Origin of the sequence: Vibrio sp. 10N.286.49.E11 (genome assembly GCF_041469505.1) — a bacterium.
Taxonomy (GTDB): Bacteria; Pseudomonadota; Gammaproteobacteria; order Enterobacterales; family Vibrionaceae; genus Vibrio; species Vibrio crassostreae_C.
This window is the reverse complement of sequence record NZ_JBFRKQ010000079.1, coordinates 22660-38093: the sequence shown is the minus strand read 5'-3', so window position 1 is coordinate 38093 and position 15434 is coordinate 22660. Positions and strand designations below refer to the sequence as shown.

At 46.4% G+C, this 15434-nt stretch carries 13 protein-coding genes; 5 read left to right on the top strand and 8 right to left on the bottom strand.

Annotated elements, in window-relative coordinates; all coding sequences use genetic code 11:
- Positions 1-5 precede the first annotated feature (5 nt).
- Positions 6-1538 carry a DNA recombination protein RmuC gene (gene rmuC / locus AB4167_RS18765; RefSeq protein WP_372136899.1) on the bottom strand — a complete coding sequence of 511 codons (1533 nt, stop codon included), beginning with the start codon at positions 1536-1538 and terminating at the stop codon, positions 6-8.
- Positions 1539-1676: 138 nt separating this feature from the next.
- On the opposite strand from rmuC, the gene AB4167_RS18760 reads away from it, so the two are divergent.
- The gene (locus AB4167_RS18760) at positions 1677-2570 is read left to right on the top strand and encodes a DMT family transporter (RefSeq protein ID WP_017070098.1); all 894 of its coding nucleotides are present in this window, start codon (positions 1677-1679) and stop codon (positions 2568-2570) included.
- A 137-nt stretch (positions 2571-2707) separates the two neighbouring features.
- Here the strand turns inward: AB4167_RS18760 and AB4167_RS18755 are convergent, their stop codons facing one another.
- The 3 genes from AB4167_RS18755 to ftnA all read right to left on the bottom strand — a co-directional run bounded on the left by AB4167_RS18755 (position 2708) and on the right by ftnA (position 5070).
- The gene (locus AB4167_RS18755) at positions 2708-3901 is read right to left on the bottom strand and encodes an NAD(P)/FAD-dependent oxidoreductase (protein ID WP_136977229.1); all 1194 of its coding nucleotides are present in this window, start codon (positions 3899-3901) and stop codon (positions 2708-2710) included.
- Between the two features lie 249 nt (positions 3902-4150).
- Positions 4151-4474: a universal stress protein UspB gene (uspB, locus tag AB4167_RS18750; protein WP_009848060.1), complete on the bottom strand. Its 324-nt coding sequence runs from the start codon at positions 4472-4474 to the stop codon at positions 4151-4153.
- Between the two features lie 68 nt (positions 4475-4542).
- Entirely contained in the window at positions 4543-5070 is a 528-nt protein-coding gene (gene ftnA / locus AB4167_RS18745; protein WP_017070096.1) for a non-heme ferritin, read from the bottom strand.
- 189 nt (positions 5071-5259) lie between these two features.
- On the opposite strand from ftnA, the gene uspA reads away from it, so the two are divergent.
- Both uspA and AB4167_RS18735 read left to right on the top strand, forming a co-directional pair.
- Positions 5260-5694, top strand: a complete 435-nt coding sequence (gene uspA / locus AB4167_RS18740) for a universal stress protein UspA (RefSeq protein ID WP_017060149.1) — start codon at positions 5260-5262, stop codon at positions 5692-5694.
- A gap of 52 nt (positions 5695-5746) precedes the next feature.
- Positions 5747-6625, top strand: a complete 879-nt coding sequence (locus tag AB4167_RS18735) for a carboxylate/amino acid/amine transporter (RefSeq protein WP_017060148.1) — start codon at positions 5747-5749, stop codon at positions 6623-6625.
- Between the two features lie 112 nt (positions 6626-6737).
- Here AB4167_RS18735 and AB4167_RS18730 read toward each other — a convergent pair whose 3' ends face one another.
- The 3 genes from AB4167_RS18730 to AB4167_RS18720 all read right to left on the bottom strand — a co-directional run bounded on the left by AB4167_RS18730 (position 6738) and on the right by AB4167_RS18720 (position 11484).
- A complete protein-coding gene (locus AB4167_RS18730; protein WP_017060147.1) occupies positions 6738-7328 on the bottom strand; it encodes a hypothetical protein in 591 nt (196 codons plus the stop codon).
- Positions 7329-7469: 141 nt separating this feature from the next.
- A complete protein-coding gene (locus AB4167_RS18725) occupies positions 7470-8249 on the bottom strand; it encodes a class I SAM-dependent methyltransferase (RefSeq protein ID WP_017063046.1) in 780 nt (259 codons plus the stop codon).
- Positions 8250-8361: 112 nt separating this feature from the next.
- Positions 8362-11484: an EAL domain-containing protein gene (locus AB4167_RS18720; protein WP_372136902.1), complete on the bottom strand. Its 3123-nt coding sequence runs from the start codon at positions 11482-11484 to the stop codon at positions 8362-8364.
- 126 nt (positions 11485-11610) lie between these two features.
- Between AB4167_RS18720 and asnC the strand changes: the two genes are divergently transcribed.
- The gene (asnC, locus tag AB4167_RS18715) at positions 11611-12075 is read left to right on the top strand and encodes a transcriptional regulator AsnC (protein WP_008218581.1); all 465 of its coding nucleotides are present in this window, start codon (positions 11611-11613) and stop codon (positions 12073-12075) included.
- 91 nt (positions 12076-12166) lie between these two features.
- Here asnC and prlC read toward each other — a convergent pair whose 3' ends face one another.
- A complete protein-coding gene (gene prlC / locus AB4167_RS18710) occupies positions 12167-14209 on the bottom strand; it encodes an oligopeptidase A (RefSeq protein ID WP_017071475.1) in 2043 nt (680 codons plus the stop codon).
- Between the two features lie 279 nt (positions 14210-14488).
- Here prlC and AB4167_RS18705 point away from each other — a divergent pair, with 279 nt between their 5' ends.
- A complete protein-coding gene (locus AB4167_RS18705; protein WP_137002170.1) occupies positions 14489-15328 on the top strand; it encodes a 23S rRNA (adenine(2030)-N(6))-methyltransferase RlmJ in 840 nt (279 codons plus the stop codon).
- The last annotated feature ends 106 nt before the right edge of the window (positions 15329-15434 follow it).

Sequence of the window (15434 nt, the reverse complement as noted above, 5' to 3'; positions counted from 1 at the left end):
GCCGATTAGTTTACTTTATCCTCAGCGGGTTGTCTTTCTACTAAGGAGGCATTTTCTGAAAAAGCCTCATTTTGCGCCATTTCGGCCAAACCAATCGAGATCGGTTTCTTCACTTCAACACCGAGTTGCTTGAAGCTTTCCGCCTGACGGATCACATTGCCACGCCCAGTCACTAGCTTATTCATCGCTCCTTGGTAGCTTTGGTTGGCTCTATCTAATGAGCTTCCAAGACCTTCCATATCATCAACGAACAGGCGTAATTTGTCGTAAAGCTTGCTCGCACGTTCCGCGATAACTTGCGCGTTCTGATTCTGTCTATCGTTGCGCCACAAGTTATCAATGGTACGCAGTGCCACCAGCAAGGTGGTTGGGCTAACCAAGATGATATTTTGCTCCATCGCATCTTTAACTAAGCTAGGGTCGGCTTGAATCGCCACCTGAAACGCAGGTTCTACCGGAATAAACATCAACACGTAATCCAAGCTCTGTATGCCTTTGAGCTGATGATAATCCTTCTGGCTCAAGCCTTTAATGTGTGCGCGCAATGAAGCCAAGTGATCACGTAATGCAGCATCACGTTGTTGATCAGTTTCAGCATTGAAGTAACGCTCAAAGGCCACCAAAGCCATTTTTGAATCCACCACCACTTGCTTGTCTTGTGGCAGATGCACAATCACATCTGGCTGGTAACGCTTGCCCGCATCGTTTTGCAGGTTCACTTGAGTTTGGTATTCATGACCTTCGCGCAGCCCTGATTCTGCCAGCACCCGTGCCAGTACTACTTCGCCCCAGTTACCCTGCTGTTTATTATCGCCCTTTAGTGCTTGGGTCAGATTAACCGCTTCACGTGTCATGCTCTCATTAAGACGTTGCAGGTTTTTAAGCTCATGAACTAAGGTATGACGCTCTTTGGCTTCTTGGCTAAAGCTGTCGTTCACTTGTTTCTTGAAGCCTTCCAACTGCTCTCTCAATGGAGACAACAAACCTTCTAGGCTCTGTTTATTTTGCTGATCGACCTTAGCGGTTTTGCTCTCAAACAGTTGATTCGCTAACAGTTCGAACTGCTGCTTAAGTCGAGATTCGGCTTGCTCTAGCAACTGTAGCTTTTCGCTATTGGCGAGGTTTTCTTGGTCGTGTCTTGCTTCTTGTTCGCGCAGCTCAGCTTCTAATTCAGACTTATGATCCTTAAGCACATTGATCTCATCGGCGTACTGCTGGCGCTCTTGCTTCACAGCCTCAAAGTAGCGCAGCTTTTCCATCGCAGCCATCACCTTACCGTGCGCTTGCTTGAGCTCGAATGCCGCTTTGTCTCGGTCATCATCTAACTCATTGAGTTCTTGTTGCGCCTCTGCGAGTGATACTTTGAGCTGAGATTGCTGAGATTCATGCAACAAACGATCGGACTCTAGCTGCTGCTCGAGCAATCGCTGCTGAAAAGAGAGCTTCTGTTTAATCCACCAACCCACCACACCGCCGCTGACGAGCGCGCCAGAAATTGCAGCAATAAGCGTTGCCTGATGTTCGATAATCCATTGCATGATAATGATTTAGCCTAATTTGAAATAACTCATTAAATGGTATTTTGATACTGGATAAATGTCCAGTTTGCCGTATTAAAATTCGACAGATAGACTAGGCGCTCCGTATTCTGTCCCATCAAATTAGAATGAGTTGCCATGAACGAACGTCGTGCCTTGGGCTTTGGCCTTTCCGCAGTACTGCTGTGGTCAACGGTCGCTACTGCTTTTAAGCTGACCCTTGCTGAGTTTTCACCGATTCAAATGCTGACCATTGCCAGTATTGTGTCGTCGATTGCGCTGATCGCAGTCTGCGCCTTTCAAGGTAAGCTCTCTCAGCTGAGTACAACGTTCCTTTCAAACCCTTGGTATTACCTGCTGCTCGGCTTGGTTAACCCATTGGCTTATTACCTGATTCTATTCAAAGCCTACGACCTGCTGCCCGCTTCTCAAGCTCAAGCCATCAACTACAGCTGGGCTATCACGCTAACCTTAATGGCGGCGGTTTTTCTGGGGCAAAAGATTCGTAAGCAAGATTGGATTGCGTGTACCTTCAGCTATGCGGGTGTGGTAGTTATTGCCACCAAAGGCGATGTGTTAGGCATGCAGTTCGATAGCCCACTCGGTGTGGCACTGGCGCTGCTTTCTACTCTGCTTTGGGCAGGATATTGGATTCTCAACACCAAAAACAAGGCTGACCCAGTGGTTGGCGTACTGCTTGGTTTCTTAGTGGCATTACCTTTCGCGATCGGTTTAACCCTTTTTGAAGGCGAGAGCTTTAGCCAAATCACAGCGAAAGGTTGGATGGCCGTAACTTATGTTGGCCTGTTTGAGATGGGGATTACCTTTGTATTGTGGCTATCAGCATTGAAGCTCACCAACAACACGGCCCGTATCAGTAACCTGATTTTCGCATCACCTTTTATCTCTTTGATGCTACTTTCCACCATTATCGGCGAAGAGATTCACCCAGCGACCCTGTTTGGCTTGGTACTGATCATTGCTGGCTTAGTGATTCAACAGATCAAGTTTTCAAAAAACAAACCGGCGTAAATAAGAGCTAAAAGATTCGATTGAGAGCGAAAAGCTATCAATAAAGTCGAATCTAGAGCTAGTACACAATGTTAGATACAAAAATGGCGAGTCGTATGACTCGCCATTTTTATATAATTTAGAATCTATGGGTAAGCTTAAACCCACTGACCTGCTGCAAAGCCAGAACTCCAACACCATTGGAAATTATAGCCGCCTAACCAACCGGTTACGTCCATCACTTCACCAATGAAATAGAGGCCAGACACGCTCTTACATTCCATGGTTTTTGAAGATAGGTGATTGGTGTCCACGCCACCTAGAGTTACTTCGGCAGTACGGTAACCTTCGGTGCCGTTTGGCGCGATTTTCCAGTTTTCTAGATGCTCTACGATGTCATTCAGCTGTTTTTCATTGAACTGCTTGAGCGGCTTGTCTTCCAGCTCTTTGCGGTCAATCAACACTTCAACAAAACGCTTCGGCAGTGCTTTCGCCAAGGTGTTTTTCAGGCTCTGATTTGGGTGCTTCTCGCGAGAGTTAGCCAGCAGTTCAGCCACATCGACTTCAGGTACTAGATTAATCGAAACCGACTGACCCGCTTTCCAGAAAGAAGAAATTTGCAGAACTGAAGGACCCGATAGGCCGCGGTGAGTAAACAGCAACGCTTCTTTGAACAAGGTTCCGTCTTGCGCGGTGATCTCAGCAGGAATCGCGATTCCTGAAAGCTCAGCGAAATCTTCTTTATCTTCTTTATGCAGAGTAAATGGTACTAAGCCTGCGGTAGTTGGCATCACAGACAAACCAAATTGCTCGGCAATCTTGTAGCCAAATGGCGTTGCGCCCAGCTTAGGCATCGACAAACCACCTGTCGCCACAACCAGTGAGTCACACTCAACTTCGTCGGTATTGAGGTGCATCTTGAAGCCAGCGTCTGTTTTTTCGATGGAGTGAACATCACAACGGTAGCGTTGTTCGACTTTCGCCTGCTTACACTCGTCAAGCAGCATGCTCACGATATCTTTTGCTGTGTGGTCATTCACACAGAACAACTGGCCGTGATCACGCTCTTCGAACTCAATACCGTACTTGCTCACCATCGAGATAAAATCCCAGTTGGTGTATTGAGATAAAGCTGACTTCACGAAGTGAGGGTTGTTACACAGGAAGTTGTTGGCTGAAACATCATAGTTAGTGAAGTTACAACGACCGCCACCTGAGATTAAAATTTTTCTGCCTGGTTTCTTTGCATGATCAACCACCAGCACTCGTCGGCCACGTTTACCAGCTTCCGCAGCACACATTAAGCCTGCGGCGCCCGCACCAATTACGATTACATCAAATTTTTCACTCATGTGGTTCTGCTTTTCTTCACTTTTGCAGCCCGAGTACACCCTGTTCTCGAAATGCCATCAATAAAAAAGGATGTGCATAAACAGCACATCCTTACTAATTGCTCGCTATTTTAGCGGCAATTTTAAACTTTGCAATTGATGTTCAATTGAACAATTAGCAGACAGCAGCAAAACCACTACTTAACTTAGCGAACCAACAACCGAAGCTTCACACCAGAACCTAAGCTCTACTTCACACGTACTAAAAACTCAGACGATGAAAGAAGACAGCAAGGTTACACCTAGCAGAGCGGAAGAGAGTATGAATAACTGTCTTACGCGATCGCACTTCGAAGTAAAAACTTCGTCATGATGATGGTGATACTCTTTGCTTTTGATGTAACTGAACAGGCGAACCTGTTTGGTCATATTGCCATGGGTTGTGAAAAAACCGCCTCCGTCTACTTGTTGATAAAGTAGAGGATGCGCTTCTCGCATAATATAAATGAGCGTTCTTAGCGCAGTAAAATAACGCGCCCAGTTCACGCAAGTCACAACCATTAGTGCAAATAGAATAGTGTCGCCGCTGATCATCCTTTCCTCCCTACATCTTCATAAGAAAACTCAAAAGAAAAAGATAATCAGTGTCTTTCTCGTACTACCTAAACGGCAGGAGCTTCCATAATTGAAGATGAACCATCTTTTGCCAATTGCGCTAGGTCTTTATCAATAAAGAACAGTGCTTTACCGTCTTCACCAACAAGCTCTAGCTTATCCAATACACCTTTAAACAACTTCTCTTCTTCGTGTTGCTCTGCAACGTACCATTGCAGGAAGTTAAAGGTTGAGTAGTCTTGTGTGCTGAAAGCAACGTGAGCCAGTTTGTTGATCTTTTCAGTAATCATCTGCTCATGTTCATAAGTTTCACGGAACACTGCACCAAGGCTTTCGAATTCGTGTTTCGGTGCTTCAATCGAACCCAGAATTGGCATTGCACCTGTTTCGCTTACGTAAGTGAAAAGACGCTGCATATGTTCCATTTCTTCTACTGCATGAACACGCAGAAACTCTGCTGCACCTTCAAATCCTTTGTCTTCACACCAAGCACTCATTTGTAAGTATAGATTGGATGAGAAAAATTCTAGGTTAATTTGATCATTCAGTTGCTCAACCATAGTTTTTGACAGCATTTAAGACTCCTAATTACATCCTCAATTTTCTCTACTATATCACTATTTAATGAATATCTCGCAGGCCATTAGTTAACCAATATTTCGAGCTGTCATTACGCAAGACAGTGGATATGAGATCACTTCAGCAAAAAAAACCATCGCATAGTGCTAATCTTAAATCAGACAATGAATAAAGGAGGTAGCGATATGAGTTACAAACATATTTTGGTCGCGGTCGATTTATCAGAAGACAGCAAATTAATTGTGGATAAAGCGGTAGCATTGGCTAAGCCATTGGAAGCCAAAGTCTCTTTTATCCATATCGATATTAACTACGCAGAGCTGTATACCGGCCTGATTGATATCAACATGGCCGAAACCCAGCACAACGCGATGGAAGCGTCTCGTATTCAGCTGCAAAATTTTGCGGAGCACGCCCAATACCCGATCACCCATACCCTAGTAGGCAGTGGTGATTTGAGTCATGAGCTGTGTGACACCATCAACGAGTTCAATGTTGATCTCGTGGTTTGCGGTCACCATCAAGACTTTTGGAGCAAGCTGCTCTCTTCAACACGCCAACTGATCAACGCCTCTCCGGTTGATATGCTGGTCGTGCCTCTAAGAGATTCAGAAGACTAATGATTTAAGGTTAGGTAACATACAGCTCATATCTTATTAACGAAGTTTTACTATGAGCTATTTAGCTGGTGTTACCCTCCTATGGGCCTTCTCCTTTAGCCTGATCGGCGTTTACCTTGCGGGTCAGGTTGATTCTTGGTTCTCTGTTTTAATGCGTGTTGCCCTTGCCGGCGTCGTATTTCTTCCTTTCCTAAAGTTTCGCGGCGTATCGCGTAAGCTGATCGCTAAATTGATGGCAATTGGTGGTATCCAGCTTGGCCTGATGTACTGCTTCTACTATCAATCTTTCTTACTGCTATCCGTTCCTGAAGTCCTTTTGTTTACCGTTTTCACGCCAATTTACGTCACGCTTATTTATGACTTTCTCAAAGGGCAATTCTCTCCGTGGTACCTAGTGACAGCGGCAATTGCGGTATTGGGCGCGGTATTCATTAAGTTCGCAGGTATTAACGAAAACTTTTTAGTCGGCTTCCTCGTCGTGCAAGGCGCGAACCTGTGCTTTGCTATTGGTCAGGTGGGCTACAAGGTGGTGATGGAGAAGGAATCGACCGAGTTGCCTCAGCGAACCGTATTTGGTTACTTCTACTTAGGGGCGCTATGTGTCGCGTCAGTGGCTTTCATGCTACTAGGCAACCCAGAGAAACTGCCCACCACCACACTTCAATGGGGAATCCTGATCTACCTTGGCTTGATTGCGTCGGGGCTGGGTTACTTTATGTGGAATAAAGGCGCGTGCATGGTGAATGCTGGCGCGCTGGCAGTGATGAACAATGCCTTGGTTCCTGCTGGTCTGGTGGTGAATATCCTGATTTGGAACAGAGATGTAGATTTGGTTCGCTTGTCTATTGGTGGCGCCGTTATCTTATTCTCTTTATTCGTCAATGAGACGTGGGTGAAGAAGCGCGTAGCAAGATCCGCAAGCAACGCTTAGCTGATTTGAACGAGCTACATGAGTCAGCTCGGATAACCCCAAAAAGCAAAAGAGCGACCTAAGGTCGCTCTTTTTAAATCATCGCTGTAGCAATAAACCATTCAAATCAACTTCAGTGGATTTGATTGTGGCTCACTACCTGAGTCTTGGTTTCAGTGAAGGCAACATCATCAAGTTGTAGGTTGATTCGTTCCAATTCACTTTCCAGCTTCTGACTTTTCTTAAACAGCTTTTGCTGCTTCTTAATCATCTTCGCCAGTTTCTTATTGTACTTCTCTTGTTTCTTAGCCGCTTTCTTCGCTTGTTTGAGTTCAGCTTTCTCATCACCGCTCGCCTTCGCCATCAGTTTTTTCAGCTTGGCTTTTTTCTGTGCGGCTTCTTTTTTGGCAAGCTCAGGGGCCATATCAGCGGCGGCTGGATCGAACATTTGTACGCTCGGTTCAATTGCCTCGTTGATTTCCGCAAGCGACAGTTCTGGTGCAGGTAATGTTTCCGCTAGCAGGCCGCATGCGACTTTCTCTTCAACGGGTTTGTTTTGACAACCAAGAGGTGGAATTGCGGTGGGTTTGCATAGATTCGCTTGATCCGCCGAAGAACGCGCGCAAGAACGACACACGAACTTAGGTTCAGTCACCAAGCTGTGGATCTCGCCCAAGTGTTCGGTGATATCTCGACGGTTTAACTTACAAAAGCGTTTAGCCATGCTTCAACTCCAGCTAAGAATAATAATGATTCTTAGTTAGATATACATCTGTAACGCGACTATCGCAAGTGTTAAATGGCAATTTATCGTATTTATGACGGGAAATTTTCTTAGCGTGTATCTAAGTTATTGATGCTTCAATTAAGTCATTGATGCTTTCACATAGACGTCAAAACGGTTCTTTTTGGTTTCGATCGCCATGCTCGGTTTTTGCTCGTCTAACCAAGCTGCGTAATCCGGTCTTTTAACCACAACTCGCTTCGATGCCAACTTCATCGCTGGCTCAAATAGGCCATCAGCATCCAGATCGGCACCCACCAAAGATTGGAATACGCGCATCTCTTTTTTGACCAGAGCCGATTTCTTTTTGTTCTCTGGGTGTGGGTACATTGGGTCGAGGTACACCACGTCTGGCTGTTCGAAGTCAGGATCGTTGCTGAGCTTATCCAACGCATCGTGACTGGATGCGTGAATCAACTTCATGCGTTCAGTTACCCAACCACCGATATCTGGGTCTTGTTGCGCTCGCTGCAAGCCATCATCAAGCAGTGCGGCCACAACGGGGTGACGCTCGACCATTTGCACCTTACAACCTAGAGAAGCCAACACAAACGCATCGCGCCCTAAGCCTGCAGTACCATCAAGAATAGTTGGCGTTGCGCCTTTGTTTAAACCAGCTGCTTTGGCAATCGCCTGACCTTTACCACCGCCAAACTTACGTCGGTGGCCAACTGCGCCTCCCACTAAATCAACAAAGATAGCGCCAAGCTTGGGCTCATCGACTTTACGTAGCTCAAGTCGCTCACTAGTCAGTACCAAAGCAAAATCGCTGCTTTCATCATGAGATAAGTTCCAGCGGGTCGCTAAGTCATTCAAATGATCGATTTGGGTAGCATCTTCGCAAATCAGTTGTAGTTGCAAGGTCGTCTCCAACAGACAGTAGTATTCAAAACAAAAGAGGCAACCAGTTTACCTGATTGCCTCAACAATACATATTAGCGGTGAAAAGTATTCCCAGCTAAAGTCGGCTTACCTAAACCAATGGCTCTGTCTCTCGCTCTTGTCTTAACTCTTCAACAAGCTCTGCGAGTGGCTTAGGTCGCCCTATGATGTAGCCCTGCGCGTAGTTCACACCCAGTTCGATAAGCTTGTCGATAATCTGGGTATTTTCAACGAACTCAGCCACGGTGTGCTTGCCCATCTGCTTGGCAAGATCATTGATCGAGCGAACCATCACATGGTCCATCTCATTCACATCAATATCACGTACAAACAAGCCATCGATCTTCACAATATCGACAGGCAGCTTTTTCAGATAGCCAAATGACGATAGCCCTGAGCCAAAATCATCCAATGCAATCATGCAGCCAAGCTCTTTGATTCGAGTGAAGAACTTGATCGCCTGCTTCATGTTACTCATGGCCGCTGTTTCGGTGATCTCTAAACAAATCTTATGACACGGTATCGATGAATCGCTCAGGCTATCTATCAAAAATTCGACAAACTCACGGTTACCCATCGAGTGACCGGAAAGATTGATTGAACACATCCCCAGTTCCTCAATAACCTCAGGGCGTTGCTCCAACCAACCCAAGGTTTGACTGACGACTTGGCGGTCAATCAAATGCGCGATGTTATAACGCTCTGAGGCTGGCATGAAGATCCCCGGGGAGATGTATTCCCCTTGGATGTTCTTGATGCGGACCAAGATTTCAAAGTGCATTTTATCGCTGTCTTCATCTAGGCCAAGAATTCGCTGCGCAAACAACTCTAAGCGATCGTTAGCCAAGGCCTCATGCACTAGGTTAACGCACTCCATCTCAAGATGGCGACGACGCAGGTCTTCATCATCTTGATGGTAAAGATGATAGCGATTGCGACCTTCTTCTTTAGCGGCATGACAAGCTGCATCCGCCTGAGCGTGCACCATCTGTGGTGAAGCTGCTGTATGGTCGATCAATCGAATACCGATAGAGCACGTCAGGTTGAGTCGAATATCATCCCACAAGAATGGATTCTCACTCATCATCGAGATAATACTGCGACACACATTCACCGCATCTCGTTCAGTACAGTCTTTCATCAGCACAGCAAACTCATCACCACCCATTCGCGCTAACACCGCATTGTAAGGCAGTACGTCTTCTAGCAGTTTGGCGCTAAACAAGATCGCAGCATCACCCGCTTCATGTCCTGCGGTATCGTTCAGCACTTTCAGCTGATCCAAATCTAGGAACAACATTGCGTGAGTTCGCATGTGGCTCTCAACCTCTTTCAGCGCCTTTTGCAGCTCTTGCTCAAAGTGGTTGCGGTTAAAGGCGTCAGTCAGTAGGTCATAGCGAGCCTGATACTCTAGCTTTTCAGAAAGCTCGTGCGTTTCGGTGATGTCTTCACCCACAATCAACAGCTGATCAGACTCCACCAAAGGGCGGATATTTTCACGAATCCAGCTCTTGCTGCCGTCGGCATGGCGATATTCGATATCACGACGCCACACACCACGAATCTTATGCTGAGGTTGCAGCAAGATATGGCGAGGAATCATCGCGTTCTCATCAACATAGAATTCTCTAGGGCGATGGCCCAACAACTGATCGAGAGGGTATCCCAAAAGCTCTTCGGCAAACTGGTTCACTTGTTGAATGCGATTATTGCCATCGAGCGTAATCATCATCACCGGCTGTTTGTCGTAATACAGCTTCAAGTTTGCTTCACGTTGGAACAGCTTATTCTCAGCAAGCTTACGTGAGGTCACGTCGCGCGCCTCAAAGAGAAACTGAATGTCTTCGTCTTCACTGCCCGGCATCGGCTTCAATGAAATATCCAACACCATCGCACCGCGATCTCGACACCACACCTCGGCTTCAAATCGTAAGGCTGGGTGCTCACTTTTTGCGATGAAATATTCGGCTAGCACTTCTCGCGCAGAACTTTCCCAATGTTGGTGTTGTTGCAGCGGCGTTCCCAGTTTATAGCCTTGATTATAAAGCAGCTCATGTAACTTGCTGTTACTCGACAGCAGCACGCCACCCTTATCAATGATGCCCATAAATTGCAGGCTCTGATCAAATATCGACTCCAACAGTCGTTGGCTTTGGCGACTTGCACGTTCGCTCTTCTTCAGACGGTTAAGGTAATACACCAACACCGCGATAACACACGACATGCTCAAGAACATTAAACCGATGGTGCGAATTTCATCGCGATAGCGCATTAAGAATGACTTCGGCTTATTGAGGAAGGTTACTGAGGCTTCATTCTCTGCACCCAAATCCCAACGTGAGATCTGTTGGTAATCGAGTTTGATTTCTGGCGCGCCAGCAACCACCAATGGCAATGGAGCCTTAGGATTGTTCAGCACGCTCAACAGCACGCGCCCCGTGTCTCGACCTTGCGTTTCTCCACTGTGGATCACGCCACCAATCGCACCAAACCCAAGTCCTAAATCATGCACAATATACAATGGCATCTGAGTTTTTTTGTTGAGCTGACGCCAGTCTTCTTTGCTGCTGACCCGACCATTGATGTCGCGGTAGTAGGCCCAGAACAACAAGCTTTTAGTTAGATCAGCGCGTTGCGCGAACGTCATCAGTTCTTGATAAGAATCAGGCGTATATTGCTCCACCATCCCAGAAAACTCAGGGCGTTTTTGTAGAAATAAATCCACTTGAGCGCGAATAGCTTCACCCGTTACCGAGTGATCGGTAACCACGTAAACTTTTTTAACCGTCGATTGAAGTCGATTGATCAGCTCAATATTGCTCGCCATATCAATATCTTCAGTGATACCGGTTGCGTGCAAGCCTTCAATCATTTGCGGAGAAAAATTGTTGATGCCACCAAAAATAACGGGCGTGCCATTGAGTTCGGGCGCTAAGCGTTTCATCAGATTGAGGGCGTTATTATCACTGACGACTACAGCGGCAAACTCTTCATGCGACAGCTTAGTGCGGTATAGCTGATAAATTCGCTCTAAGTATTCAGCGTTTTGAGTTCGCTTGGTATCGAGATAAACAACCCGGTAAGATAACCCATCGCGATCGAGCTCATCAGATAGTCCTTTATGGAAATCATCTGTCCAGAAAAAGCCTTGATGATAAGAGTGAATAACCAACACATCTTTTGCCTGAGCTGAAGCAAAAACACTCCAACACATCACAATAAAAAATAACGAAAATCGCACTGAATTCACCCTAACCCTATAGTTACTGCTAATATTATCACCCTTGGCTATGATGTGTACTCAAGCCGGTATGTTTTTCATTCAACCTAAGGATTATGCATGTCCACAACCACAGCTCGTCTAGATGATCTAGACCGTGCCATTCTCAAAACCTTGATGGAAGATGCACGAACTCCTTACGCTGAAATGGCAAAGCAGTTCGATGTCAGCCCTGCGACGATTCACGTTCGCATCGAAAAGATGAGATCGGCAGACATTATCGAGCGAACGGAAGTTGTGGTAAACACCAAAAAACTGGGTTACGACGTGTGTTGCTTTATTGGCATCAACCTTAATGCTGCCAAAGATTACCACTCGGCGATCGCTAAGCTGAATGCCTTAGACGAAGTGGTTGAGGCGTACTACACCACTGGTGCTTACAATATCTTTGTAAAGCTGATGTGTAAGTCGATAGAAGAGCTGCAGTTTGTATTGATCGATAAGCTGCAAGCGATCGATGAAGTTCAGTCGACAGAGACACTGATTTCATTGCAGAACCCTATCAACCGCAATGTGAATCCATAACATTAATTCGCCTTGCTTGGCATAACGCACAGACAAAAAAAGAGCCTCTAACTAGAGGCTCTTTTCGCAATAAACTAGATAGTTACCGTGATTATGCGTTGATTCCCGCGTGGCGCAGCATTGCGTCGATTTGTGGCTCACGACCACGGAAGCGTTTGAACAGCTCCATTGGCTCTTCACTGCCACCCATTTCAAGGATGTTGTTCAGGAAGCGATTACCCGTTTCAGTGTTGAAGATACCCTCTTCTTCAAATGCTGAGAACGCATCTGCCGATAGCACTTCTGCCCACAGGTAGCTGTAGTAGCCCGCGCTGTAACCACCAGCAAAGATATGACCAAAGCTGTGTGAGAAACGGTTCCAATCTAGGCTTGGCAGTACCGACACCTTAGACTTAACATCCGCTAGCGTTTCTAGTACGCGAGCACCCACTTCAGGGTCGTATTCTGTGTGTAGCGTGAAATCGAACAAACCAAGCTCTAGCTGACGCAGGATAAACATCGCAGATTGGAAGTTCTTCGCCGCTAGCATCTTCTCTAGCATCTCTTTTGGTAGCGCTTCACCCGTTTCGAAGTGACCAGAGATGAACGACAGCGCTTCTTCTTCCCAACACCAGTTTTCTAGGAACTGACTTGGTAATTCAACCGCATCCCAAGGCACGCCATTGATACCCGCAACTGCGCCCGCTTCTACTTGCGTCAGCATGTGGTGGATACCGTGACCGAATTCGTGGAACAAGGTCACCACTTCATCGTGAGTAAACAGTGCTGGCTTATCACCAACTGGCTTATTGAAGTTACACGTTAGGTAAGCAACCGGGGTCTGTAGCTCGCCAGATTCGGTAATGCGACGACCACGACAGTCATCCATCCAAGCGCCACCACGTTTGTGTTCACGTGCGTATAGATCTAGGTAGAAGCTACCACGCAGTGTTCCAGTCGCATCAAAGATATCAAAGAAACGCACTGACTCATGCCAAGTGTCTACGCCTTGACGCTCTGTTACCGACATACCAAACACGCGGTTCAGTACCTCAAACAGACCTGAAACCACATTAGATTCTGGGAAGTAAGGACGAAGCTCTTCATCAGAGATCTCGAACAGTTTCTGTTTTTGTTTCTCACTGTAGTAAGCGATGTCCCACAGGTTTAGCTCAGAGACACCAAATTCTTTCTCAGCAAACTGGCGTAGCTCTTCAACTTCTCGCTCACCTTGCGGTTTGGCTTTTACTGCTAGGTCGTTTAGGAAGCCAAGCACTTGGTCTGGCGTCTCAGCCATCTTAGTCGACAGTGATTTTTCGCTGTAAGTACTGAAACCAAGCATGCGCGCGATCTCGTGGCGCAGCTTAAGTTGCTCGGTGATGATCTCAGTGTTGTCCCACTTACCTGCGTTTGGACCGCGATCTGAAGCGCGCGTTACGTACGCTTCATAAAGCTCTTTACGCAGTTCTTGGTTATCACAGTAGGTCATCACAGGTAGGTATGATGGGATATCTAAAGTCAGTAGGTAGCCTTCTTGCTCTTTAGACTCAGCCGCCGCTTGAGCTGCCGCCAGTGCTGATTCAGGCATACCTGCCAGCTCAGCTACGTCTGTGATCTGCTTGCTCCAACCCATGGTTGCATCAAGCACGTTATTTGAGAATTGAGAGCCTAACTCAGACTGGCGCTTGCTGATCTCGCCGTAACGATGCTGTTCATCTGCAGGTAAGCCAATGCCCGACAATTCAAAGTCGCGCAGTGCGTCGGTAATAGTTTTTTGTTGAGCTCGGTTCAGTGCAGAGAATGCTTCACTCGCCTTGATCGCTTTATACGCTTCGAACAAGCCTTTGTGTTGGCCAACCCAAGTGCCGTATTCAGATAGCACAGGTAAGCAGCTCTCATACGCTTCACGCAGTTCGTCACTGTTCACGACAGAGTTCATATGGCTTACAGGTGACCAAATGCGACCTAAACGATCATCCACTTCTTCAATTGGAGCAACTAGGTTGTCCCAGCTTGGTGAAGTATTACCTTCAAGTACTTGTTCTATCTTGTTGCGACACGCTTCAATCACTTGCTCAACTGCAGGCTTTACGTGCTCTGGCTTGATCTGTGAAAACGGAGGTAAGTCCGTGAAGGTTAATAGCGGATTAGACATATAAACATTCCTTTGGCTTTAGAGACTTTCGTCTTTTTTGTAATGAGGTCGTCTTACAGTCATCAGGCTAAAGTTCGCCCTAAAAAATCACCTGCGAATAGTTATTAAATAGTGCCCAACAAGGCAAATTTCAATAGTAGAACCAATAACTAACTGCATATTGCTAGCGACTGTTCCTGAATTGTTCGAGAATTTATGGTCCATTGAGGGTTATAATAGTCTGATTAACCCCACCTACACTAACCACACTCTAATTCGAGAGTGTTACGAGAGTTTAATTTGTTAAGTTATCGCCACAGCTTCCACGCAGGTAACCATGCCGACGTAGTAAAGCATATCGTACAGAGCCTTATTCTTAATTCTTTGAAACAAAAGGATAAGCCTTTTGTTTATCATGACACTCACTCTGGTGTAGGTCGTTACGACTTAACGCATGAATGGTCTGAAAAAACCGGTGAATACAAGCAAGGTATTGCTCGTGTGTGGGAGCAAACAGACCTTCCTGAAGACATTCAAAGCTACCTTGAGTCTATTTCCATTCTCAATAATGGCGAGAAACTGCGTTACTACCCGGGTTCTCCACGTGTTGCACGTGCACACCTGCGTGACCAAGACCGCATGGTACTGACTGAGCTTCACCCAGCCGATCACCCGCTGCTTGAGCAAGAGTTCCACCGCGACCGTCAGGTATCTATCTACAAAGAAGATGGCTTCCAACGCTTAAAAGGCAGCCTGCCACCAAAAGAGCGTCGTGGTTTGGTGCTAATCGATCCGCCTTACGAGCTGGCAAAAGAGTACCGTGATGTCGTGACTGCAATCGCTCAAAGCCACAAGCGCTGGGCAACCGGTATCTACGCAATTTGGTACCCGGTAGTAAATCGCTGTGATATCGAAGATATGATCGAAGGTCTCGAAGGCTTAGGCATCAACAAGATTCTACAAATCGAACTTGGCGTATCACCAGACACCAACGAGCGTGGCATGACGGCATCAGGCATGATCGTGATTAACCCGCCTTGGAAGCTAGAAAGCCAAATGAAAGAGATTCTTCCATTCTTGAAGGAAGCAATTGCGCCGGCGACCGGTCACTTCAAAGTAGAGTGGATCGTACCCGAGTAATCTCGAACTTAACGTCATGCTCTGACAAATATTAAGCAGATTGTGACGTACACGAATAAATTTTAAACAGGGAGATTGAGTTCAACCGATCTGCCCTCAATATAAT

Bases quoted from the DNA above. Each gene is read 5' to 3' on its own strand.
- rmuC (WP_372136899.1), bottom strand. From the start codon at position 1,538: ATGCAATGGATTATCGAACATCAGGCAACGCTTATTGCTGCAATTTCT.
- AB4167_RS18760 (WP_017070098.1), top strand. From the start codon at position 1,677: ATGAACGAACGTCGTGCCTTGGGCTTTGGCCTTTCCGCAGTACTGCTG.
- AB4167_RS18755 (WP_136977229.1), bottom strand. From the start codon at position 3,901: ATGAGTGAAAAATTTGATGTAATCGTAATTGGTGCGGGCGCCGCAGGC.
- uspB (WP_009848060.1), bottom strand. From the start codon at position 4,474: ATGATCAGCGGCGACACTATTCTATTTGCACTAATGGTTGTGACTTGC.
- ftnA (WP_017070096.1), bottom strand. From the start codon at position 5,070: ATGCTGTCAAAAACTATGGTTGAGCAACTGAATGATCAAATTAACCTA.
- uspA (WP_017060149.1), top strand. From the start codon at position 5,260: ATGAGTTACAAACATATTTTGGTCGCGGTCGATTTATCAGAAGACAGC.
- AB4167_RS18735 (WP_017060148.1), top strand. From the start codon at position 5,747: ATGAGCTATTTAGCTGGTGTTACCCTCCTATGGGCCTTCTCCTTTAGC.
- AB4167_RS18730 (WP_017060147.1), bottom strand. From the start codon at position 7,328: ATGGCTAAACGCTTTTGTAAGTTAAACCGTCGAGATATCACCGAACAC.
- AB4167_RS18720 (WP_372136902.1), bottom strand. From the start codon at position 11,484: ATGTGTTGGAGTGTTTTTGCTTCAGCTCAGGCAAAAGATGTGTTGGTT.
- asnC (WP_008218581.1), top strand. From the start codon at position 11,611: ATGTCCACAACCACAGCTCGTCTAGATGATCTAGACCGTGCCATTCTC.
- prlC (WP_017071475.1), bottom strand. From the start codon at position 14,209: ATGTCTAATCCGCTATTAACCTTCACGGACTTACCTCCGTTTTCACAG.